Source organism: Agarivorans sp. QJM3NY_29, assembly GCF_050870835.2.
In the GTDB taxonomy this organism is placed as follows: Bacteria; Pseudomonadota; Gammaproteobacteria; order Enterobacterales; family Celerinatantimonadaceae; genus Agarivorans.
Map to the genome: position 1 here is coordinate 2,725,617 of NZ_CP194036.2, position 24,710 is coordinate 2,750,326.

The window sequence follows — 24,710 nt, forward strand, 5'->3', positions numbered from 1 at the left end:
TTACGAAATTTAGTATAGGTACTGCCGCCAGAAAATGACTGAACACTCAATGCAGCAACAATGCAGTTAGCAACAAATAGCGCTTTTTTCATAAAACAGAGCTGTGTAAACTGGTGACTTGGCGCCAATTTACGGAATCAATATGGATTTTTCCATTTTATTAATATTTATCCCTACTTTCTTTTTTGTTTCAATAACCCCGGGCATGTGTATGACGCTCGCTATGACCTTAGGTATGACCATTGGCCTGCGTCGTACCTTATGGATGATGCTTGGGGAAATGTTAGGGGTTGGCATTGTCGCTATCTTGGCGGTGTTAGGGGTGGCCGCAATCATGTTGCGCTACCCTGAGGTATTTATGATATTGAAATGGATTGGCGGCGCTTATCTCGGCTACCTAGGGATTCAAATGTGGCGTTCTAGGGGCAAAATGGCCATCCCGGATACCATCGCGGAGCCTCAGCAAGTGCAACGCTCACAACTGGTGATCCAAGGTTTTGTGACAGCTATTGCCAACCCCAAAGGTTGGGCTTTTATGATTTCGCTACTCCCCCCCTTCATCCAACCCAATTATTCGCTGAGCCTGCAATTGAGTCTATTAGTGGGAATTATTCTAGTTTCAGAATTTGTTTGTATGAGCCTCTACGCCACCGGCGGTAAAACCCTGCGAGTGTTTTTAAATCAAAGTGGTAATGTTCGTTTGCTTAACCGAATTTCAGGCAGTTTGATGATTTGCGTAGGAATTTGGTTAATATTCAGCTAATTTCGCGCTTACTTCTCTAAGCGCATCAGCCAAAGTACTCGCATAACCTTCACAAATAAAACTATTCACCCATTGACCATCAGCCAGCTCCACCTTGCCCAAGCCAAGTGAGCAACACCCTATAAAAAACTGGTCACTGGGCATATGCCATACTTCGATTTCAATCGCCTGCCCTTGTTCTTCATCGCGAATTAAACTAGGTCGAGCTGGCAGCCCTCCTGCTAGTGCATACAAACGATAGCAACTTGCGCTGGTGGTTTGTTTCAGCAGACTCGCACCGCGTTCCAATAACTGGTGGTTTAAGGCCAAACCGGATAAATGTGCGCCACAGACTGCCAGCTCAATTGTCATGCAGTGGGCTCAGCTAAGGGCGGCAAGGGCTGTCCGGTGGCACCGAGGGGACAGCCATTGTGTTGCAGCAACAAGGCCGAAATACTCAGCAACTTACGGTCATGGAGAGCTTGGCTAAACTGAATGATCCCAAAGGGAAGACCACGCGCGAGTAGATAATGGGAAACACTTAACTCAACTAGATTGACTTTTTGGCCTTTGAGATCCGCTAAAGACTTGTCACCTTTCAGCACCACCCCATCATTGCCATTAGAGAAATCGCCAACGATTAAGGCAGTGGAATCAACGCCACTTGCCGTAGGAATGGTCAGTGCATTCATACTGGTCATTACCGTGGCAGCAAAAACCCCGGCAGTATATTGGTTAATTGACTCGATATAGTCGTTTACTTGCACCATATCGATATTGATATTGTATTTATCAGCCCATTTTCTAACGATGCCCGTTGCAGCGCCATAATCCCATGGCATCCAACCAACATAGATGGTCCTAGCTAATCGATGCATGCGCAATTTGTGTGGTGCTGGCAACAGAAGCACTGATCAAGGTAGCCGCTCAACTCCCTTCATTCACTGATGCTGTTACGGAGACGATATACGGTATATCTAGACAGCCAAGATACCGCTCAAAAGATCGCAACACCACCAACTAGCTCAGACATGGTCGCTAAACTGCTCCGAAATCCATTTGCCGATCACTTGCATTGCCGCGGAATTACTTACAAGATCTAAATGTCCAACATCTTCGATGATACTTACATCGCCATCACTGTTGGCGCGGATCAATGCTTGGTATTGCTCAGCCATGAATGCCTCATCTAGGCGACCCACAACCAACAACAGCGGCACCTTAATCGCTTGTAACTCCCGTTGATAATGTTTAGGAGCATAGGATTTATTCAAACGATAACTATAACTATCGGTTTCGCTGCCATCACGAAATGCGCTGGGGAGATTAAAGCTAATCACTTTAAGATGATTAAGTGCTTTAAAACCGAATCGATTCACCAACTCTAAGCCAATAATTCGGCGAATAAAGGGGCGAGCCCATCCCCCCGAGTTGTGCCTCATGGTAGGGGCTTGATAGTGAAGATAAGGCGCCAACAATAAATAACCGTCGATGGCTCGTTCTGGCGCACTGCCCGCAAAGCGCAAGGCTAAACCGCCACCAGAAGAGTGTCCTGCCAGCAGGATTTTTGTCTGAGGCGAAGCTTCGTGAATCAAATCAATGAAATCAGTCAAGTCATCATTATATTGACCAATATAATCCACATCACCACGACGACATGGATTCATCCCATGACCCCGTAAATCCGGCGTATAAACCTTCGCGATACCTTGGCGAGCAAGATGAGAGGCTAAAGGCTCCAGATAGCCACTGTGCCATCCAGAGCCATGTAACAAGATCAAAACGATGTCACTATCCGCTGGATAATACCGATAATCTAGGGAAGTCCCATCTCTTGCAATATAACGCGAGCACTTGGCTAAGCACTTTACCTGAGTCAGTCGTTTATAATCGAGTCCTGAATGGTTCTCGACTCGGCTTGGAACCTGCGGGATCAGAATCAAACACAATACGCTCAAGCCAACAATCATTACGATGACTAAGCTGGTCACAAATAAGTTTATCATGCTGCTTTCCATTGCTCGTCCTCCTCACCCCTTCGATACTTGCTACTTTAGCCCGCATAGGCCAATAACAACAAACGCCGTTGCCATTTAAATTAGTTAAATTCTGACTAACCGGGATAAATGCATCATAAAGCGACTCGTGGTAAGTCTAAGAGATAATGTAAGAATTGAAGTCGCATGTTGTACACATGGCGGCATTTTTTAATGCCAATTAGCGCTAGCTTAAATACTCGACGACTGGCACCACAAATAAACACTTGAGCGAAAGATGTAAAAAAGCCAGTAGCAAATGCTACTGGCTTTTTTGAATTGGTGCCCGGGGCCGGACTTGAACCGGCACGTCCTTTCAAACGAGGGATTTTAAATCCCTTGTGTCTACCAATTTCACCACCCGGGCAAAAAGTTTAAATCTTCGTCTCAGCGCGATTGCCTGAGAACGAGGCGTACTTTAACGTATTCAAAAAATGAGTCAACCATAAATTAAAGATTTTTGTTCAAGTGCTCAAAAAGCGATCTGCATGGCTAATTCTGCTTCTCGGCACCGCCAATTGAACAGATGTAAATCAGGCCTCACTATTTAGCGTCATCACGGAAAATGTTTAATACTGCTGCAGTGATAGATCAATAAAGCGAGATTATTGATGCTGAACTCTGCGTTTAACTTCGCTAGTTTATACCAAGCTAAGTAAAAACATGACCTAATTAAGGCTTGGTAAGACTTCAGGAAAAACCAAAAACCAGAAGGCTACCGTTTTTAACTTTTGAGCAAAGAGAGCAATTGGTTCAATATCAAAGACAAAGCTCATAATGCACAAAGTGGACGACTGACAGATGCCAATATCCACGCTTATGTCGTGAAAGAATTTGGCAAGCATGACCACCCAGACTCCATCTATTGTCTGCTCGACCATATGGGCTTTCATAGATAACTTCCCGCTCTAAACGCCTTAAGTAATTTCAAGAAACACAGGACTATTTTAAAAAATTGAAACTCGAAACGACCCTTAAAATCCTAGGGCATAAGGCTCTAGAGTGGGTTGATGAGTGGTTTCAGGATGAAGCCAGATTTGGGCAACAAAAAGCAATTTATGGGCTGAAAGAGGAAAGCGCCCAAGAGCGGTGAAGCAACAACAATTTGAAGTTGAGTATGCCTATCTATTTGGTTCAACCTGGTGAGGCTATCGTCGTCCCTTAGGCCAATAAAGACATATGATAGAACATTTAAAGCAAATACCATTAGTCACAGAACAGGGACGTCAGCCCTTGTTGTGAATGGCGCAGGATGGCATACGAAAGATATTGCCAATCAATTTAATAACGTCACTATCATCAAACTATCACCATACTCCCCAGAGTTAAACCCTATAGAACAGGTATAGAGTTGGTTAAGCCAACACCGCCTAGCCAATCAAAGCTGCAGTGATTATGATGAATTTGTTGACACGTTTATGCAGCATGGAATAGGTTTTTGCAATGCACGCAGCAGGTCGAAAAGATGTGTTCTAGGAAATGGATTGACCTGACCAGTTCATTTTGCAGATTGCCATAAGGCTTAGAGCGAAGCGGAATGTTGGAATAGCAGACACAAAAAAACCAGCTTCAATGCTGGTTACTACTGCAATATGGAGGCGGGTCCCGGAGTCGAACCGAGGTCCACGGATTTGCAATCCGCTGCATAGCCACTCTGCCAACCCGCCACGCAGTTTTAGAAATTTGGAGCGGCACATCGGGTTCGAACCGATGACCTCAACCTTGGCAAGGTTGCGCTCTACCAACTGAGCTAGTGCCGCTTAACTTACAATCACTATTTAGTATGAATCAGAGTTCAACCAAGGTTGCGCTACTCTTTATACCCACACTGAGCTAGTGCCGCTTAACTTACAATCACTATTTAGTATGAATCAGAGTCAACCAAAGTTGCGCTACTCTTTATACCCACACTGAGCTAATGCCGCTTAACTTACAATCACTATTTAGTATGAATCAGAGTCAACCAAGGTTGCGCTACTCTTTATACCCACACTGAGCTAGTGCCGCTTAACTTACAATCACTATTTAGTATGAATCAGAGTTCAACCAAGGTTGCGCTACTCTTTATACCCACACTGAGCTAATGCCGCTTAACTTACAATCACTATTTAGTATGAATCAGAGTTCAACCAAGGTTGCGCTACTCTTTATACCCACACTGAGCTAATGCCGCTTAACTTACAATCACTATTTAGTATGAATCAGAGTCAACCAAGGTTGCGCTACTCTTTATACCCACACTGAGCTAGTGCCGCTTAATCTCAACTCAAAGAAGGAGTTGGTGCCCGGGGCCGGACTTGAACCGGCACGTCCTTTCAGACGAGGGATTTTAAATCCCTTGTGTCTACCAATTTCACCACCCGGGCGACACAATTTTATAGTAATGGAGGCGGGTCCCGGAGTCGAACCGAGGTCCACGGATTTGCAATCCGCTGCATAGCCACTCTGCCAACCCGCCATACTATGGTTTTTCTATTACTGTAAATTTGGAGCGGCACATCGGGTTCGAACCGATGACCTCAACCTTGGCAAGGTTGCGCTCTACCAACTGAGCTAGTGCCGCTTAACTTACAATCACTATTTAGCGTGAATCAGAGTCAACCAAGGTTGCGCTACTCTCTATACCCACACTGAGCTAGTGCCGCTTAACTTACAATCACTATTTAGCGTGAATCAGAGTCAACCAAGGTTGCGCTACTCTCTATACCCACACTGAGCTAGTGCCGCTTAACTTACAATCACTATTTAGTGTGGATCAGAGTTCAACCAAGGTTGCGCTACTCTCTATACCCACACTGAGCTAGTGCCGCTTAACTTATTTTACTGTTTAGTAAACTGAGCCTTCAACCGAAGTTGCTCCGTACTTAAAACACTAAACAGTTCCCTAAGTCGTTTCGCTAAATCCACCAGAGAACTGCGTTCCCGCTGAATGTGCTGTGCATTTTAGCGAGCTAAATCTTTACGTCAACAGTCTTTTTCCAACTTTCTAACTGTTCGCCTGATTTTTAGTCGAAAGCCGCTATTTATTGGCCACTTTGTCGTAAATCTGGCCATGCTAAAACCAAATAACTGATCATTGACCACAAGGTAAGTACAGTGGCGGCAAAAAAGAGCCCAAAACTAAGTTGATCGATCAAAGGATTAAGCTGAGCGGTTAATCCAGTTATCGCAGCCATTTGCGCCGCGGTTTTATATTTACCGATCCAAGAAACCGCAACACTAGAGCGTTTACCAAGTTCAGCCATCCATTCGCGTAACGCAGAAATTATAATTTCTCGAGATATCATGATTAAAGCGGGAATGGTTATCCACATCGACTGATAATGTTCAACCAATACCACCAATGCAGCGACCACCATCGCCTTATCCGCCACAGGATCCAAAAAGGCACCAAAGGGTGTGGTTTGGCCAAGCCTGCGTGCTAAGTAGCCATCTAAGTAATCAGTTGCTGCCGCTAAACCAAAAATAAATGCTGCAGCTAACATTCCCCACTCTACCGGAAGGTAAAAGGCGACCAAAAAAAACGGAATCAACACAACTCTAAACGCGGTTAGTATATTTGGTATATTTATCATTATTTTTCATTTATAAAACTACTGGCGCTATGTTGCCTAATCTTGCTTAGTGATGCAACGTATCATGGATTTTTTGCGCCAATGCAGGGCTAATTCCCGGTACTTTTTTCAATTCATCAACACTTGCACTCTTCATTTGCTGCATTCCACCTAAATGAGTCAACAAAGCTTGACGACGTTTCGCACCGATCCCGGGGATCTCTTCTAAGATACTGGTCTTGCGAGCCTTGTCGCGACGGTTACGGTGTCCTGTAATGGCAAAGCGATGACTTTCATCCCGAATATGTTGAATTAAGTGCAGCGCAGCTGAATCACTGGGTAAATGTAACTCGGTCATTGCCTTACCGATAAGCAATGTTTCCAAACCAGGTTTACGAGTCGTCCCCTTCGCGACCCCCACCAACAAAGGCATCGGTACCAAGTTCAACGGCTCAATACTAGCAAAAGCCGCCGATAACTGACCTTTTCCGCCATCGATAAACAAAATGTCGGGCATTTTTTCAGCTAACTGGGCTTTTTGATAACGACGTTTCAGTGCTTGTGCCATTGCAGCGTAGTCATCCCCCCCAGTAATACCTTCAATATTAAATCGTCGATATTCAGATTTATTCGGCCCTTGGCGATCAAACACCACACAAGAAGCTACCGTACGTTCGCCTTGCGTATGACTAATATCGAAACATTCCATCCGTTTAATTGGCGTATCTCGTTTAAGCAAACTCTCAAGCTCAGTCACCCGATGATGAATAGTCGCTTCCTGGTTGAGCTTGGTTAATAATGCATTTTCAGCATTAGTATTTGCTAAAGCAACATATCTAAACTTTTCGCCACGTTTTGGGATACTCAGTTTAACTTTCACACCCAATTCGATTTCTATCGCATTTTCAATCTCCGGCCAGTCTCCTTCGACATCAGGTAACAACACTTCATTCGGCTGGTTGCCCTTTCGCTGCTCAGAGAGATAGTACTGAATAACAAAACTACGCAATACCTCGGGGAGTTCAGTTTGTTTGGGGACCTTTGGATAATACGAACGACTACCTAACACTTGACCGTCACGGATCAACAGTAGATGCACCACCGCAATGCCATTTCTAAACGCGAAACCCAGCACATCACTTTGGGCTGTATTACCACTCACAAATTGTTGTTCCTGCACTTTACGTAAGGCTTGAATTTGATCGCGAAAAGTCGCAGCGGCTTCAAACTTAAGTTGTTCACTCGCCTGTGACATCTTATCTGCCAACTGATTAATCACCTGCTGGCTTTTACCTTTTAAGAAGAGGCTGGCCAGCTCGACCTGCTGGCAATAGTCTTGCTCGTTCACTAAGTTGACGCAAGGTGCAGAACAGCGTTTTAACTGGTATTGCAGACAGGGGCGCTGACGATTGGCATATTCACTATCACTGCACTGGCGGATCGGAAATAATTTCTGCATCAAGTGCAAACTTTCACGCACTGCGCTGCCGTTAGGGTAAGGTCCAAAATAGTGTCCTTTGGCCCGCTTAGCACCGCGATGCATCGAGATCCGTGGATGTTTATGCTGACTAATTAAAATATAAGGGTAAGACTTATCATCTCGCAATAATACATTATATTTAGGCAGATATTTCTTAATTAAATTGTGCTCCAAAATCAAAGCTTCGGTCTCGGTATGAGTGACCGTAACTTCAATTCGGGCAATGTTAGTGACTAAGGCGCGGGTTTTCTTGCTATCGACCGTTTTTCGAAAATAACTGGTTAAACGTTTTTTTAAAGACTTCGCTTTACCAACATAAATCACCTCGTCTGCGGCGTTATACATCATGTATATGCCGCTAGACTCAGAAACTTGACTTAAAAAGGTTTTACTATCAAAAATAGAGTCAGTCAAAACAACTTACAACTTGTCAGTATCAATCATACCGTGACGAATAGCTAAATGAGTTAACTCCACGTCGCCGTTAATATCGAGTTTACTAAATAAACGGTAACGGTAAGAATTCACAGTTTTAGGGCTAAGATTAAGCTGCTCAGAAATATCGGTAACTTTTTCACCTTTGGTTATCATCAACATGATTTGTAATTCACGCTCTGATAAATGTTGAAAAGGATTGTCTTCCGCAGGACTAAACTGACTTAAGGCCATTTGTTGCGCAATTTCTGGAGACAAGTAACGTTGGCCAGAATTAACCGCTCGAATTGCTTTTAGCATCTCGTCCGGCGCGGCACTCTTGGTTAAATAACCACATGCCCCTGCCTGCATCACTTTGGTTGGGAATGGGTTTTCGCTATGTATAGTTAATACAATAATTTTGGCATCTGGATCATAGCGTAGTATTTTACGCGTAGCTTCTAGGCCCCCAATACCAGGCATGTTCATATCCATTAGGATAACATTGGCTTGGTTATTTCGACACCATTGAACGGCTTTCTCACCGCTCTCGACTTCACCAACGACTTTAAATCCTCTAACGTCTTCTAAAATGCGACGGATCCCTGTACGCACTAGCTCATGATCGTCAACCAGAAATACGTTTATCAAGCGTTCTCTCCGCTGTAACTAAAACATCAATCAACTAATTGGGCGGGTTGGCAGGCTTCAATTTACCTACGCAGCAGACGTTATATCCCATCAAGATGAGAATTTAAAGCGTTAAACTTTATAAGTTATGCGTAGATCTTTGCTTATTCACTTTTTAGTTGATTGAAACGAAGTTGTCGTACAATAAATCAGCAACAAAATAACCTTAGCCAACTCGGTCACTTATCATACATAAGGTACTGTTAAGACTGGTGAACACCTATAACGAAGCACTCTAATGACAACTGCAGTTTTAGCGGTGTTCGACAAACCGATAGTTGAAGCAGGCATAACTCAAGGACTGATACCAATCTAACTCATTATCTGTTCATTCTTGCGGGCTTAAATCACCGCTAACTGCGTGGTGTGTTTTGTCATTAGAGCCACTAGTTACTGCACATCAAGTCAGGTTATCGGCAGATTTATTCTGCGCAATAAGTTGATCATATAATGAATCCGATTGATATTATTTTGAAAGGCTGGAAAGAAATTTATTCGAGTGCAGTTTAATGGGAGAGCTAAAATCGGATGGCGCTATAAACAAAAAAACCATGCAAATGCATGGTTTTTCAAAATGGCGGAGGAGGAGAGATTTGAACTCTCGAAGGGCTATTAACCCTTGCCGGTTTTCAAGACCGGTGCATTCGACCACTCTGCCACCCCTCCGCAGCAACGGGGCGCATATTACCTAGCAAATTTGCGCTTGTAAACTGTCTTTTATGGTTTTTTTGAAAATCAACTGCTTTGTCGCGAAACCAAGTCATCGTTGGTCACAAATAACCCAGCCGAAGCTGGGTTATTTGATGGCCTTGAATGCCGTCGCTTACGAAGGTAAGTAACTCTTACCCATTAAGAAGGTATCAATTGCTTTCGCTGCACCACGACCTTCATTAATCGCCCATACAATGAGGCTCTGGCCACGACGCGCATCACCCGCAGCAAATACACCGCTTACATTGGTCGCGTATTGGCCATAAACGGCTTTTGCGTTGGAACGTTCGTCTTTCTCTACGCCTAAGCTATCAATAATCCCTGCTTCTGGACCCATAAAGCCCATCGCCAGTAATACTAAGTCAGCCTTAAGCACTTCTTCACTGCCCTTAATTGGCTCTGGGATCATTTGCCCATTTGGATTTTTAACCCAATTAATCTTGGTGGTATGAATAGCGCTGACATCGCCCTGTTCATTGCCGACCATTTTTTGCGTCATAACCAAGTAGCGACGAGGATCTTCACCTTGGATGGCAATCGCTTCATCCTGACCATAGTCACGTTTCAAGGTACGCTTAAACTCTGGCCATGGATTGTCTTGCCCACGTTCCAACGGTGGTTGAGGCATAATTTCTAATTGAATCACACTCTTACAACCATGACGTAATGAGGTACCGACACAGTCAGTCCCTGTATCACCCCCACCAATTACCACCACATGCTTATCTTTAGCGCTGATGAATTGACCATCTTGAAGTTGGCTGTCTAATAGACTCTTGGTATTTTTCGCTAAGAACTCCATCGCGAAATGAACCCCATTTAACTCACGACCAGGGACAGGCAGATCCCGAGGTACTGTTGCGCCGGTAGCAATGAGTAGCGCGTCGAAGTCTTCATCTAGGCGGTTAATCGAAATATCTTTGCCAACTTCAACCGAAGTTTTAAAAGTAATCCCTTCTTCTCGCATGATATCGATACGGCGCCCGACAATTTCTTTTTGCAGCTTCATATTTGGAATGCCATACATCAGCAATCCACCAATACGATCGGCTCGTTCAAATACCGTGACCTGATGACCAGCAGAATTAAGCTGAGCTGCTGCCGCTAAGCCAGCAGGGCCTGAGCCTATTACAGCCACTGTTTTACCACTACGGCACTTGGGAATATTTGGTTTAACCCAACCTTCCTTAAATGCGCGCTCAATAATATTTACTTCCTGACTTTTAATGGTTACTGGTGGCGCATTAATCCCAAGCACACAGGAGTCTTCACAAGGTGCCGGACACACTCGCCCTGTAAACTCAGGAAAGTTATTGGTTTTGTGTAAACGATCGATAGCATCCTTCCAACGACCACGATAAACCAAATCATTCCACTCGGGGATCAAGTTATTAATCGGACAACCAGCCACGCGCGGAGCGTAAGCTGAGTCACCAGAATGACAAAACGGGATCCCACAATCCATACAACGAGAAGCTTGGTCTTTGACAGCTTGTTCGCTCATGGGCGATTTCACTTCTAACCAATCTATCAAACGTTCTGCTGGATCGCGGTCTGCCGATAGCTTCCTATCTATTTCCATAAATCCTGTTGGATTTGCCATGTCTCTCTCCTAAACCGCTTCAGCTTTTTGTTTGGCTTGTTCAGCCTTGGCTTTTTTTGCTTGGGCAACACTGTCTAAGTGCATATCGAATGCTGCAACCGCGACATCATAATCGGTTTCATAGTCACCCGTGGCTTTCGCCTGCTTCATGTAGTCTTGCATCCGTTCATAGTCCGTTGGCATGACGCGAACAAACATAGCCAGAGCCTTGTCCCAATCGGCTAGCAATTCTTTGGCAACGTCTGAGCCCGTATAAGCGAGATGTTTTTCAAGCAAATCTTTCAGCTCGGCAGCTTCTGCGGCATCTTCAATGCCACCAAGTCGGACCATTTCCATGTTACAACGCGAAGCAAACTGCTGACTACGGTCGAGCACATAGGCGACCCCACCAGACATCCCTGCTGCAAAGTTACGACCAGTTTCGCCAAGAATAATCGCCTTACCGCCAGTCATATATTCACAACCATGATCACCAACACCTTCGACAATGGCAGTGACCCCAGAGTTACGGACACAGAAACGCTCTCCTGCAATCCCATGAATATAGGCTTCGCCTGAGGTACCGCCAAAGAAGGCCACGTTACCAACAATAATGTTGTTACGTGCTTCAAATGGAGCTTTGCGATCAGGATAAACAATCAGCTTCGCGCCGGATAAACCTTTGCCGAAGTAATCGTTAGCATCGCCTTCTAACTCAAACTTAATACCTTTCGCTGCAAAGGTCCCAAAACTTTGGCCTGCGCTACCGTTAAATTTAACCTTAATAGTATCTTCCGGTAGCCCTTCTGAGCCATAACGTTTCGAGATTTCGTTCGACAACATCGTACCCACACTTCGGTTGGTATTAATAATTGGAGAACTAAGCGCTACCGCTTTACCACTTTCTAAGGCTTCGCTGGCTTGTTTAATTAACTCACGATCAACAATATCGTGAATCAAATGCTTCTGCTCTTGGCTACGATAAAGTGTCTCGTCACCATCCACTTCTGCTTTATACAAGATTGGCGATAGGTCAACCGCTTGGTACTTCCAGTGATCAATGTCATCACGCTGAGTCAAACATTGGCTTTGCCCAACCATCTCATTGATGCTGCGAAAACCAAGTTCAGCCATAATTTCTCGTAAACCTTCCGCCATCATCTTGAAGAAGTTGACCACATGATCAACTTGACCAGCATAACGTTCACGTAAACGGCGATCTTGAGTGGCAATCCCAACTGGGCAAGTATTTAAATGACACTTACGCATCATCGTACAGCCTTCAACAACAAGTGCTGCGGTAGCCACCCCCCACTCTTCGGCACCTAGCAAAGTGGCGACCGCCAAATCACGAGGTGTTTTCAGTTGACCATCGGCCTGTACCGTAATACGACTGCGTAATTTATTCTGAATCAAGGTTTGATGCGTTTCAGCTAAACCTAATTCCCATGGTAACCCAGCATGTTTAATAGAGCTCAGAGGAGATGCACCCGTACCACCATCGTAGCCAGCGATCAATACCACATCGGCGTAGCCTTTACACACACCCGAGGCAATCGTACCAACACCCGCTTCAGACACTAACTTAACGTTAATCCGAGCATCACGGTTAGCATTTTTCAAATCGTAAATAAGCTGAGCTAAATCTTCGATTGAATAAATATCGTGGTGTGGTGGGGGTGAAATGAGACCCACTCCTGGCGTTGAACCACGGGTTTTACCAATCCATGCATCCACCTTATCACCAGGAAGTTGACCACCTTCACCAGGCTTAGCGCCCTGCGCCATCTTGATCTGTAATTCTTCGGCATTCGCCAAATAATGACTAGTTACCCCAAAACGACCCGATGCAACCTGTTTGATCTTAGAGATCATTGAGTCGCCATTCTCCATCGGTTCGAAACGAATCGGATCTTCACCGCCCTCACCAGAATTACTCTTGCCACCAATGCGATTCATGGCAATGGCTAAGGTGGTATGCGCTTCCCAAGAAATTGAACCAAAACTCATCGCACCAGTAGCGAAACGTTTTAGGATCGTTTCTGCTGAATCCACTTCATGTAATGGAACACTAGGGCGATCGGACTTAAATTTAAGTAAACCACGCAAAGTGAATGCTTCTTTCGCCTGATGATCAACTTCTGCCGCATATTCTTTGAATACTTGGTAGTTATTGGTCGAAGAAGCGTTTTGTAACAAGCGGATCGTGGTGGGGTTAAATAAGTGACGCTCGCCATCTTTTCGCCAGGCATAATCGCCGCCAGAGCTTAAGATCAAGTCCCTAAATGGATTATCATCCGTCGCAAAACCTTCGCGATGTCGATTTAAGGCTTCCGTTGCAATCGAATCTAAATCCATGCCTTCAATACGGGTCACGGTACCAGTGAAATACTTGTTCACAACCTCAGAGTTAATACCGAGCGCTTCAAAGATTTGTGCACCTTGATAGGATTGCAACGTAGATATTCCCATTTTAGAGAAGATCTTCAACAAACCACTATTAATTGCATAGGTATAACGCGAGATCACCGCGTCATTAGATAAACTACTATCGATGATTGCCTGGTCTCGCATATCGAGCAAGGTTTCTATCGCCAAATATGGGTTAACCGCTGCCGCACCATAACCTAATACCGTTGCAAAATGATGAGTTTCACGAATATCGCCCGATTCAACGACTAAATCGGCATGAGCGCGAATACCTTCTCGAATTAAGTAATGGTGAACCGCCGCTGTCGCGAGTACTGAAGGTACAGCCGCGTGGTCGCTATCAACTTTACGGTCACTCAAAATTAATATCGAGAAACCATCATCCACGGCATCTTTTGCATGTCGACAAATCCGCTCTAACGCCTTTTCTAGTTCACCCTCTTCGCCAGAGGCATGGAAAGTGGTGTGAATCGTCGCCGCTTGGAAGTGGTTATGGTCAATACTTCGTAACTTGGCCAATTGATCATTGGTTAACACCGGTTGCTTAATTTCAACTTTACGGCAGTGTAGCGGTGTCTCTTCCAATAAATTTAAATCCGCACCCACATAGGTACGCAACGACATCACCATCTCTTCACGAATAGGATCAATAGGCGGATTGGTAACCTGAGCAAACAACTGTTTGAAATAATGGGATAAATGTGGGTTATTATCCGACAACACCGCCAAAGGTGTATCCGTTCCCATCGCGCCAAGCGGTTCTTTAGTGGTACCGACCATTGGCTTCAAAACCGCGTTAACGTCTTCTTGACTATAACCAAATGCTTTTTGACGCTTGGCTAAACTATGCAAAGTGGCAAAACGATCGTTATATCCATCAGGAAGAGGCAGGTCGTCGATAACAATTTTATTTTCTTCAACCCATTTTCCATAGGGTTGCTTGGAGCAAACCGTGTGTTTTACTTCATCATCGGCGATGATGCGACCTTGCTCTAAATCAGCAATGAAAATTTTACCGGGCTGTAAACGGCCTTTTTGGACCACTTTAGACTGATCAACCACTAAAGCACCGGTTTCTGAGCCCATCACAACTAGGCCATCGTCGGTCACTAAATAACGTGATGGACGCAAACCGTTTCGATCCAGTGTTGCACCAATCACTTTACCATTGGTAAAAGAAATAGAAGCTGGGCCGTCCCAAGGTTCCATGATGCAAGAGTAATATTCATAGAATGCACGTTTCACTGGGTCCATGTTTTCTTGAGTTTGCCAAGCTTCCGGAACCACCATCATCATCACTTGCTCAAGCGGACGACCACTCAATACCAGCAACTCAACACACATGTCTAAGTTAGCTGAATCTGAACGCGTGATATCACACACTGGATGAATCATATCCAGCTCTTCTTTACTAAAATTAACACTTGCAAGCAAAGATTCACGTGCTCGCATCCAGTTCACGTTGCCCTTCACCGTGTTAATTTCACCATTATGAGCGATGTAACGGAACGGTTGCGCTAAACGCCACGCGGGGAAAGTATTGGTTGAGAAACGAGAATGGAACATGGCAATGGCCGATACCACACGCGGATCCTGTAAATCCAAATAGTACTTGCGTACTTGCGCCGTGGTTAACTGACCTTTATAAACGATGGTTCGCGAGGACATCGAGGCCATATAAAAGCTTTCATCGACACCAGTAACTGTGGCGTCAGCCAAGTGTAGCGAGTATTTACGTAACACAAACAGTTTACGTTCGAATACTTGTTGGTCAATATTCGCAGGACGAGCCACAAACACTTGTTCAATTTTAGGTTCATTGTCAAGTGATGCTTGACCCAAACTAGAATTGTCCTTAGGCACCACACGGTAGCCTAGTAGACTTAGACCTAGTTTATTAATATTTCGATTTAAAATTTCTCGACATTCACGACGAATGGTTTCATCAGCAGGAAAGTAAACCATGCCCACGCCATACTCACCGGGATTCGGTAAAGCGAAACCCAGTTGAGTTGCTTCTTCTTTGAAAAACTCGTGAGGAAGCTGAATAAGAATACCAGCGCCGTCTCCACTATCGACGTCACACCCAGTGCCGCCACGATGCTCCATGCAAGTTAGCATAGTCAATGCGTTTTCGATCACATCATGACTTTTTCGCCCTTTTAAATGGGCAACAAATCCGATACCACAGCTATCGTGTTCGAATTCAGGCCGATAAAGGCTCTTATTGTGTTGAGTTATGTTTGTCATCCAGTAATTCCTATTTACTGCCATATTGAAGTTATTCAGACCGTGAGACTGCTCACTTCAATAGTATTTTCATTTAAAGAGGAGCCACGCCATCTGTCGATGATGTGTGAACAATCGCCTTTGCTAGATGATTATCCTTTAAACCTCCAAAACAACAGCATTCAATAACGCAGGAGTTAATCCATTCGTCACGAAAGTAAAGGAAATGCTACCACAGATATAAAGCGAATTTCAGACTTGATTTGAAATAAAACGCATTTTTTTTTCAAAATAGTTGCTAACAAACTAAAAAAACGAGTTTTTTTTCACATTTTGTGCAGAAAAATTCACTATCAATAGTTAACAAAGGTCAAATAAATCACAAAGGTAATAAAATAACGTAATTTGCCAACAGCGCAGACTATGATCTGGCAGAAAGCCCTTTCGTGATAGATTTTGTACTAAATACAAACCAAAGGACTCACCTTATACCAATCTAAGTCATGAACTGTTCATTCTTGCTAGCCTAAATCACCACAACAGCGTTATATATTTTGTGATTAGAGCCACGAATTACTGCGCTTCATGGTTCGTTATCAGCAGATTTATTTGCTCAATAAGCTGGTCATGTAATTAATCAGATTGGTATTAGTTTTTTTGCCTGCCCATCAATTCATCATACAAATTGGAGTCTGTCAATACAGTTCACCATTAAAAAGTAAATCATCGCGGCGGACACGACTTATTTAAACGCATCCAAGAATGATAAAAGTCTGCGGGTATATTCATCTAAAGAGTGTTAAAAATACTTGCCCGTATAATAGAAAGAAGCCTTTCAAGCTTTCTCTATCGACTCTCCCATATTTTAAACATAAAAAAACCAGCGACTCTGCGCTGGCTTTTAAAAGTACAAGATATGCAGACTAGACGTCAAATTGGCGCTGTAGAGGCGGCATGACCTGCTTCTTACGGCTTACCACGCCAGGTAAATCAATCACACTCCCCTCAAGTTTGCCACCTAGAGTACTGGCAACAAGCTCTGCTTCATCACTACAAATTAAACCCGTTGAATTCAAAGTTGTAATATCTGTTAGCAACACTAAAGCGGTGTGATAACCATTGGCTTGCTTTAGCGCAACGAGAGCTGTTTCCAACTCATCTAAACGCGCAAGCACTGGTTTTACCGACGTAAGTTCCAACTGAGCGATAGCAAACTGTTTACCATTAATTTCGTAAACCTTCTGATCGCGTAACACCAATTCTTCAGCGGCTACAGAAGCCACGTCTGATTTAGCTGCAAACTGTTCGTCAGCAAAAGCATTGATATCGCTAACCCCAGCAAGTTCAGCCAAAGCCTCGGCGGCTTGACGGTCTACAGGGGTGTAAGTAGGGGAGTTAAACTTAACGGTATCACTTAAAATAGCACCTAACATTAAAGTTGCGGCTTCTTTACTTGGCGTAATATTAGCTGCTTGGTACATGCTATAAACAATCGTACAGCTACAACCCACGGGACGGATCCAACATTCTAGTGGTTCCGCCGTCGTAATATCACCCAGTTTATGGTGATCAACAATACCGCGAATAGACGCTTTTTTAGCATCTTTAGGAGCTTGCCCCCAATCAGAGTAATCAATTAACCAGACTTCTTCACCAGCAATTTCGCTGCGGATCTCAGGCGCGTCAAAGCCAATTTTATCAAGTAAAAATTGCGCTTCAGGGTTCGGCGCGCCTTGAGCTATAGCAGTTGCTGGTGTGCCTTGCTTCGTTAATAACTCTGCTAAAGATATTGCGCCAGCAATACTGTCACAGTCTGGATTAGTGTGTCCTAAAACTAACATTGGTTATCCGTCTCACTTTGAACGATTAAGGATTAAGGCAAAGCGCCCTGTTAGCGGTGATCATAGGGCTATGCGCCATCGAGTGCAACTGTGCCTTCGTATTATCTAGTCGCAAAACGCTCTCAAGAATCAACAACAAGCAGCTATCTATATGTTTTTGTGACATTCTAATCAACCAGCGGTACGGTTTTAGATCTTAGATTTGATTCTCTTTAGCAAAAATATCGTTATACTAGAAATTCATTCTATCAAAACTTACCATTAACTCAGTCATAATACGGAGTGAAATAATGAATCAGCCCAGCACGATAAACTATAGCGCTGCATCGACACTGGAAACCAATAAGGTTTTGCGTAATACCTACGCCTTACTATCGATGACCTTGTTTACCAGTGCTCTTGCAGCATTTTTTGCGGTCATTGCCGGTATCGGCTCTATGGCATCAATGGTAATGATGCTTGGTGCGATGGGAATTGTGTGGTTTGTCCTCCCCCGTAGCATCAATTCTTCGATGGGACTTGTGTGGACTTTTGTATTCACCACCCTTATGGGGGGCTCATTAGGTCCGCTACTGACCCATTACCTACAGTTTCCGCAAGGTACTGCGATTGTGATGCAAGCCTTGGGAATGACCGGTTTGGTCTTCTTTGGCTTATCCGGTTATGTGCTGACCACCAAGAAAGATTTTTCATTCATGGGCGGCTTCTTATTCGCCGGTTTGATCGTTCTTGTGGTTGCTAGCCTACTGAACATATTTTTGCATGTACCAATGCTAAGTCTCACTATCAGCGGTGCGTGTGTGTTGCTATTCTCTGGTTATATTTTGTATGACACCAGCGATATTATCAGCGGTCGCGAAACAAATTACATCAGCGCAACCATTCGTTTGTACTTAGATGTGTTTAATATCTTTATATCACTACTCCACATTTTAGGCTTTTTAAACGACGACTAAGTCGACTAGGTAAGGATACCCACGCCCTGTTTTATACGGGGCGTTTTCATTTATGGCTTTAGTTAAATATAAAATCGATCCCTCCAGCTTAAATTGGGCTGTGGCATTAAAGGCCGCGAGTCTTGCGATCTTAATGCTAAGCCTAAGTCTAGTGTTTGACTTGGAACTGGCAATATCCCTAACCCTTGGGGTCGTTGCCGCAGGATTAGCTGATAGTCCCGACTTTTACCAGCAGCGCCTACAAAGTACCCTGCTAATGATGGGGTGCTTTACCCTCGCCTGCATTTCCGTGACCTTGCTTTACCCCTGGCCTTGGCTGTTTGCTATTGGCTTATTCAGTTCCACCTACTTGTTTATGCGAATGCCTGTTTTAGGACAAAAGTATGGCTCCATTGCCATGTGTTCGTTGATAATTGGTATTTATACCATGCTGGGATATAGCACTTACAGCAACCCATGGATGCAACCTCTGTGGTTGGTATTAGGTGCGCTCTGTTATGCGCTACTCTCCTTAGTTGCTAATGCTGTCGCCCCTAATCGCTGGTTAGATGCGCAACTGGCTCAAGTATTTCGGCAAATTAGTCTTTATCAACTGACCAAAACTCGTTTATTTCGACGGGGGGCTAATATTAGCGACATCCAGGTCCGCTTAACTCGCCAAAGTGCAGACATTGCAGAGCAACTCGGGGTGATTCGTCACGGCCTTTACGTTTATCAGCAACGGAATAAGCAGCTGGTGGGCTCTAGCCAGATGGACCGATTTTTTAAAGCGCAGCTGCTCCACGAAAGGCTCAACTCATCTCACCTCGACTATGAGCGGCTACAAAACGTTCTTCCTCGGCAATTGTTAACTGACACCCGAGCCATCATGGTCCGTATCGCACGAGCTATTGGTGCCAGTCAACTTGACAAAGATGTAGAATTACAACTCAATCAAGCCATCGATACCTTAGAAGAACAACGAGCACAACTTCCCCTGTTGCCTCCTCGTTTTGAATATTTATTAAAAAACTTAAAAAAAGTCACTGCATTGTGCTTTAACGAACAAGCTTTTCCCGAACCAGAAAATCGGTTTTCTCCTTTTAAGACCCTATCGATAAAACAATATTTACAACAAGCTTTTGATCTAAAGCTACAGGTCAATCGTCACGCCTTGCGAATGGCCTGCACCATGGTGATTGCCTATGGTTTAATCTTGATCATGAATGACGAGCACGCATTTTGGTTGATGCTAAGTTGTCTATTAGTCATTAAGCCCAACTACCATGAGACTAAAAAGCGAGTTGGAAAACGGGTATTCGGAACCATCGCAGGAGTATTTGTCGCCGCAGGTTTAAGTTATTTAAACCTTCCCGATTCAGTGAGTATCGGTTTGCTGCCGATATTAGTGTTGATGTTTTTTTTATTTTTTCATTTCAACTATGCAATTTCAGTGGCTTTTATCACCATTTTTGTTGCAATGTCTCTGGATTTACAAGGTTATCCCGCCAATGAAGCTCTAACCATTAGAACCATTGTCACCTTGATTGGCGCGTTAATGGCTTTAGCATCAATGCGTTATTTCTGGCCTGACTGGCAACATAAGATCAGCCGTAAAATTGTGAGTCAACTATTTGCCAATATAGCAGCTTATCAAGGTGCCATTTTCCAGCAATATTTCAGTACGTCTCCAGCAGAAAGCACCGAATTTCGCTTAAATCGTTACCACGCTTATCAAAGCGAGGCCGAATTGGTTCGTCATTGGCAATACATGCTAGCCGAGCCTAGTGACAAACGTCGACTTTCTCCTGATCTCTACCACTTAGTTGGTATGAGCCACAATTTACTATCTCACTTGTCAGCCTTATCAACCCATCGAAGCCAATTACAATCTGGATATGCGGCGAATCAATTGGCTAAATTAGGCGAGCAAATAAATGGCGAGTTGGAGCTAATGCACGATTACCTACTATTATTTTCTGACCAGCGACCCAGTTTAAAACCACAACATGAGCGACTACTTACCGAAATCAATAAATTATTGCCAAAGCTAGTCGGTGACGAATTGCTAATTGCTTACCAGTTACAACTAATATGCAAAGACTTACAGCAAATTCGCCAATTATTATTAAATGGTCGATGGTAAACTTAGCGACAACTTATAGTGATTCAAAAGGTTTATTAAGACACAATGATTGAGTTTAATGGGCAGCGTTATCAAACTGACAAGAATGGCTACTTACTCGACTTAGAGGCATGGTCAAAAGAGCTCGCAGCACATATTGCCCAACGAGAAGGTATCGAGATGGGTGAAGCCCACTGGGAAGTCGTCATATTTGTAAGAAATTTCTACCTAGAGTTTAATACCTCCCCTGCAATGCGTGCCTTAGTCAAAGCAATGGCCAAAAAGTTTGGCCCCGACAAAGGCAATAGCCGCTACTTATATAAATTATTTCCCGATGGGCCCGCCAAGCAGGCCACAAAAATTGCGGGCTTACCCAAACCAGTCAAATGCATATAAAAAAAGCGCCTCGGGCGCTTTTTTTATAATTCTATGAAACTATACACTAATTCGTTCTAGCCCGCCCATATAGGGAACTAATGCTTCTGGAATAGTAATGCTACCATCTGCGTTTTGATAATTTTCTAAAATTGCTACTAGGGTGCGACCCACCGCCAAACCAGAACCATTTAATGAATGTAATAACTCTGGCTTTTTAGCGCCATTAGGACGGAACCGAGCCTGCATTCGACGAGTTTGAAAATCTTCACAGTTAGACACCGATGAGATTTCACGGTAAGTATTTTGCGCAGGAACCCACACTTCTAAATCGTAAGTTTTCGCTGCACCAAAGCCCATATCACCAGTACACAAAGTCACCACACGGTAAGGTAAGTTCAGTTTTTGTAGGATATTTTCTGCATGTTGACGCATTTCTTCTAAGGCTGCGTAAGATTTTTCGGGATGAACCAATTGAACCATTTCAACTTTATCAAATTGGTGTTGGCGGATCAGACCGCGTGTATCTCGCCCATAAGAACCCGCTTCGCTTCTAAAACAAGGCGTATGAGCGGTCATACGGATCGGCAACTCGGCTTCTTCCACAATACTATCGCGCAACATATTAGTTAAGGGCACTTCGGCAGTTGGGATCAGACTCATGCCGATCCCTTCTTCTGTTGCAGGCTGGGTATGGAACAGATCTTTACCAAACTTAGGCAACTGACCAGTACCGTAGAGTGAATCAGCATTAACCAAGTAAGGTACGTACATCTCTTGATATGCATGCTCTTCGGTATGCGTATCAAGCATCAATTGAGCAATAGCGCGATGCAGCTTAGCAATTTTACCCTTCATGACAATAAAACGAGAGCCACTAATTTTGACCGCATTAGCAAAATCTAAACCTTGTAAATCGGAGCCAACATCCACATGATCTTTCAGCTCAAAGTCAAAGCTCGGCAACTCGCCCCAGGTATGCAGCTCTACATTTTCCAACTCATCTTTACCAAGCGGTACGCTCGGATGCGGCAGATTAGGCACCGCTAGAGAATAATCTTTAATTTCGTCTAATAGCGCATTTAATTCGGCTTTAGCAGCATCGAGCTTTTCACCTAATTGGCCAACTTCGGCTAACAAGGGGGCAATGTCTTCGCCGCGCCCTTTCGCTTGCCCGATGGATTTGGAACGAGTGTTACGCTCATTTTGCAGTTCTTGGGTAAGAACTTGTAATTCTTTACGGCGACTCTCTAAAGTCGTCAAACGAGCTACATCTAGTTCAAATCCTCGAGTTTTTAAGCGCTGAGCAGTGCTCTCTATATCGCTTCGCAACAAATTAGCGTCTAACATTCAATAACCTACTTCCAATTCAATGAGTAAAAAACAGTGGATGCGGCTTGCAATTGCTAGTTAGCCACATTTACGCTGCTTCAATAAAATTTATAAGTCGCCATTATAAAGCAACTCATAGCAGACACAATCGGGCTTTCTACTTGTTTTAACAATAAAATGCCGTAAATAAGCTGAACTAGGAATAATCAGCCTTGCTAGCCAGACGACAAATAAACTAAAGCCTGAAAGCCACGATTCAGCGATCCTGAGGCCCCCCGTTTAAACGACATCATCACTGCTATACTCACAGCCTATTCTGCTTGCTGATCGAGCTGTTTTAGATAAGCCAATTTCTCTGCAATCTTTTGCTCTAACCCACGACTTTGTGGATAGTAAAATTGCATCCCCGTAAGCCCGTCAGGTAAATATTGTTGTCCGGCGGCATAAGCATTGGGCTCATCATGTGCATAACGATATTCCGCACCATAGCCTAACTCAGCCATTAGCTGGGTCGGAGCATTTCGCAGGTGCACTGGCACCTCGGTATCACCGTACTCTTTTGCCGCCGCTCGTGCGGCTTTAAATGCCGTATATACGGCATTACTTTTAGCGGCACATGCCAAATAAACAACGGCTTGAGCAATCGCCCGCTCTCCTTCAGCGGCCCCAACCCGAGTATAACAATCCCAAGCACTCACTGCGATTTGCATGGCTCTAGGATCCGCATTACCAATGTCTTCAGAGGCAATCGCCAAACAGCGTCTCGCCACCGCTAAAGGATCCCCACTGGCTTCTAAAATCCGACAATACCAAAATAAGGCTGCATCGGGAGATGAGCCCCGAATAGATTTATGCAAGGCAGACAATAAATCGTAATATTTGTCTCCTCCCTTATCGATATGGCTATAACGTTCGCCAGCCACCTGCTTTAACAAATCAAAACAAAGCTGTTTACCGCTACTGCTAACTTCCGCTAACTCAGCCATCATTTCCAGCAAGTTTAAAGCTCGACGAGCATCACCACTGACTAACTCTGCTAGCGCTTCTAACACCCCTGATTCAAACTGCAAATTCTGCTGTTTTAAAATTTCATCATCACGAATCGCGCGTTCCAGTAGCTGCAAAATCGCCGAACTATCTAAAGACCGTAGCACGTAGGTTTTAGCCCGAGACAACAAGGCATTGTTCAGTTCAAAGGAAGGATTTTCGGTAGTCGCACCAATAAAAATTACCGTCCCATTTTCTACATAAGGTAAAAACGCATCTTGTTGACTTTTGTTAAAGCGATGCACTTCATCAACAAATAAGATCGTCCGTCGGCTCACTTGCTGATTTTGCTGCGCGCGCCCTATAGCCGCTCTCACCTCTTTGATACCGCCAGTTACAGCCGAGATTTTTTCAACTTCAGCATCCGCATAATATGCGGCCAACTCAGCGATTGTGGTTTTTCCTGTGCCAGGTGGCCCCCACAAGATCATCGAGTGTAGCTGACCTGAAGCTATCGCTTTATACAGCGGCTGCTCTTTAGCCAAAATATGCTTTTGACCCACATAATGAGCCAGCTCAGTAGGGCGCATCCGCGCCGCCAAAGGTCTAAAATCGGCGTCGAAGTTTAACTCAAAACTCATTAACGTTGGTCATCAATCATAGTATTGCTGGGAATGTCGAAGTGAAACAAACGGTCACTCAACTTAGGGTTCGCCTTAAAGGCTTGCAGGCTAAACTCACTTCGCTGGCCAGTACTTTCAATAAGATCAAAGCGAGCAATACTATTATCAGCATTGAGCTTCACCCAAAATGCTGCTTGTAGAGGATCGCGTTTAGATTTTACCAAGTAACCCTGATCAACCTTTTCAACTTGGTATTGCTGCCAACTCTCGTTACGGTCATCGGCCAACAAAATGAATGGTGACTGACGGATCGCTTCACCAGCACTCATAATTGTCACTTGCTCAACGAATGGACTGTAATACCAAATGGTCGTACCATCAGAAACAATCATGTCTTGTTCTGGGGCAACCTGTTGCCAATTTAATTTGGCAGGACGCGCTAAACTAAGCTTGCCTTCGGCTTGATGAATTTGACTACCATCAGCATCCAGCACCGTTTGCTTAAACTCGGCTTGGAAACTACTTAACGTCGACAAATGTTGCTTCAATTCGGTTGCCGCATCATTCGCCAATGCAACAGAGGATAAACACAACGCCACAATCACTGTACCCAGTTTTTTCATA

Annotated in this window: 17 protein-coding genes and 7 tRNA genes; 4 read left to right on the top strand and 20 right to left on the bottom strand. The window is 44.2% G+C overall.

Annotated features, from left to right (window positions below; all coding sequences use genetic code 11):
* Positions 1-142: 142 nt before the first annotated feature.
* Positions 143-763, top strand: a complete 621-nt coding sequence (locus tag ACRRS0_RS12420; protein WP_432452880.1) for a LysE family translocator — start codon at positions 143-145, stop codon at positions 761-763.
* Here ACRRS0_RS12420 and ACRRS0_RS12425 read toward each other — a convergent pair.
* The 17 genes from ACRRS0_RS12425 to ACRRS0_RS12505 form a co-directional block, all read right to left on the bottom strand.
* Positions 749-1,114 (bottom strand): allophanate hydrolase-related protein, encoded by a 366-nt coding sequence (locus tag ACRRS0_RS12425; RefSeq protein ID WP_432452879.1) that lies wholly within the window; start codon positions 1,112-1,114, stop codon positions 749-751. The two genes, ACRRS0_RS12420 and ACRRS0_RS12425, sit on opposite strands and share 15 nt — an antisense overlap.
* On the bottom strand, positions 1,111-1,584 hold the full coding sequence (locus ACRRS0_RS12430; protein ID WP_432452878.1) for a hypothetical protein: 474 nt from the start codon (positions 1,582-1,584) through the stop codon (positions 1,111-1,113). The genes ACRRS0_RS12425 and ACRRS0_RS12430 overlap by 4 nt, the downstream gene beginning before the upstream one ends.
* Positions 1,585-1,767: 183 nt before the next feature.
* On the bottom strand, positions 1,768-2,748 hold the full coding sequence (locus ACRRS0_RS12435) for an alpha/beta hydrolase (RefSeq protein ID WP_432452877.1): 981 nt from the start codon (positions 2,746-2,748) through the stop codon (positions 1,768-1,770).
* Positions 2,749-3,058: 310 nt separating this feature from the next.
* Positions 3,059-3,145 (bottom strand) — tRNA-Leu (locus ACRRS0_RS12440).
* A gap of 301 nt (positions 3,146-3,446) precedes the next feature.
* A complete protein-coding gene (locus ACRRS0_RS12445) occupies positions 3,447-3,671 on the bottom strand; it encodes a hypothetical protein (RefSeq protein ID WP_432452876.1) in 225 nt (74 codons plus the stop codon).
* Between the two features lie 700 nt (positions 3,672-4,371).
* A tRNA-Cys gene (locus tag ACRRS0_RS12450) sits at positions 4,372-4,445 on the bottom strand.
* Positions 4,446-4,462: 17 nt separating this feature from the next.
* A tRNA-Gly gene (locus tag ACRRS0_RS12455) sits at positions 4,463-4,538 on the bottom strand.
* A 519-nt stretch (positions 4,539-5,057) separates the two neighbouring features.
* Positions 5,058-5,144, bottom strand: a tRNA-Leu gene (locus ACRRS0_RS12460).
* A gap of 18 nt (positions 5,145-5,162) precedes the next feature.
* Positions 5,163-5,236 (bottom strand) — tRNA-Cys (locus ACRRS0_RS12465).
* Between the two features lie 29 nt (positions 5,237-5,265).
* Positions 5,266-5,341, bottom strand: a tRNA-Gly gene (locus ACRRS0_RS12470).
* A 460-nt stretch (positions 5,342-5,801) separates the two neighbouring features.
* On the bottom strand, positions 5,802-6,356 hold the full coding sequence (pgsA, locus tag ACRRS0_RS12475) for a CDP-diacylglycerol--glycerol-3-phosphate 3-phosphatidyltransferase (RefSeq protein ID WP_432456176.1): 555 nt from the start codon (positions 6,354-6,356) through the stop codon (positions 5,802-5,804).
* A gap of 43 nt (positions 6,357-6,399) precedes the next feature.
* Positions 6,400-8,160: an excinuclease ABC subunit UvrC gene (gene uvrC, locus ACRRS0_RS12480; RefSeq protein ID WP_432452875.1), complete on the bottom strand. Its 1,761-nt coding sequence runs from the start codon at positions 8,158-8,160 to the stop codon at positions 6,400-6,402.
* A gap of 72 nt (positions 8,161-8,232) precedes the next feature.
* Positions 8,233-8,877, bottom strand: coding sequence for a UvrY/SirA/GacA family response regulator transcription factor (uvrY, locus tag ACRRS0_RS12485; RefSeq protein WP_432452874.1), 645 nt, complete (start codon positions 8,875-8,877; stop codon positions 8,233-8,235).
* Positions 8,878-9,491: 614 nt separating this feature from the next.
* Positions 9,492-9,582 (bottom strand) — tRNA-Ser (locus ACRRS0_RS12490).
* Between the two features lie 157 nt (positions 9,583-9,739).
* Positions 9,740-11,230, bottom strand: a complete 1,491-nt coding sequence (locus ACRRS0_RS12495) for a glutamate synthase subunit beta (RefSeq protein WP_432452873.1) — start codon at positions 11,228-11,230, stop codon at positions 9,740-9,742.
* A gap of 9 nt (positions 11,231-11,239) precedes the next feature.
* Entirely contained in the window at positions 11,240-15,889 is a 4,650-nt protein-coding gene (gene gltB / locus ACRRS0_RS12500) for a glutamate synthase large subunit (RefSeq protein WP_432452872.1), read from the bottom strand.
* 902 nt (positions 15,890-16,791) lie between these two features.
* Complete coding sequence (locus ACRRS0_RS12505; RefSeq protein WP_432452871.1) at positions 16,792-17,709, bottom strand: manganese-dependent inorganic pyrophosphatase; 918 nt, start codon at positions 17,707-17,709, stop codon at positions 16,792-16,794.
* Positions 17,710-17,999: 290 nt separating this feature from the next.
* Between ACRRS0_RS12505 and ACRRS0_RS12510 the strand changes: the two genes are divergently transcribed.
* The 3 genes from ACRRS0_RS12510 to ACRRS0_RS12520 are packed head-to-tail and all read left to right on the top strand — an operon-like array spanning position 18,000 to position 21,165.
* Entirely contained in the window at positions 18,000-18,665 is a 666-nt protein-coding gene (locus tag ACRRS0_RS12510) for a Bax inhibitor-1/YccA family protein (RefSeq protein WP_432452870.1), read from the top strand.
* A 52-nt stretch (positions 18,666-18,717) separates the two neighbouring features.
* Positions 18,718-20,790, top strand: coding sequence for an FUSC family membrane protein (locus ACRRS0_RS12515; RefSeq protein WP_432452869.1), 2,073 nt, complete (start codon positions 18,718-18,720; stop codon positions 20,788-20,790).
* A 45-nt stretch (positions 20,791-20,835) separates the two neighbouring features.
* Positions 20,836-21,165 (top strand): TusE/DsrC/DsvC family sulfur relay protein, encoded by a 330-nt coding sequence (locus ACRRS0_RS12520; protein WP_432452868.1) that lies wholly within the window; start codon positions 20,836-20,838, stop codon positions 21,163-21,165.
* Between the two features lie 39 nt (positions 21,166-21,204).
* Here the strand turns inward: ACRRS0_RS12520 and serS are convergent, their stop codons facing one another.
* From serS to lolA, 3 genes are all read right to left on the bottom strand, one after another.
* Positions 21,205-22,494: a serine--tRNA ligase gene (gene serS / locus ACRRS0_RS12525; RefSeq protein ID WP_432452867.1), complete on the bottom strand. Its 1,290-nt coding sequence runs from the start codon at positions 22,492-22,494 to the stop codon at positions 21,205-21,207.
* A gap of 293 nt (positions 22,495-22,787) precedes the next feature.
* A complete protein-coding gene (locus ACRRS0_RS12530) occupies positions 22,788-24,104 on the bottom strand; it encodes a replication-associated recombination protein A (protein WP_432452865.1) in 1,317 nt (438 codons plus the stop codon).
* Positions 24,104-24,709 (bottom strand): outer membrane lipoprotein chaperone LolA, encoded by a 606-nt coding sequence (gene lolA / locus ACRRS0_RS12535; RefSeq protein ID WP_432452863.1) that lies wholly within the window; start codon positions 24,707-24,709, stop codon positions 24,104-24,106. The genes ACRRS0_RS12530 and lolA overlap by 1 nt, the downstream gene beginning before the upstream one ends.
* Between the last annotated feature and the right edge of the window lies 1 nt (position 24,710).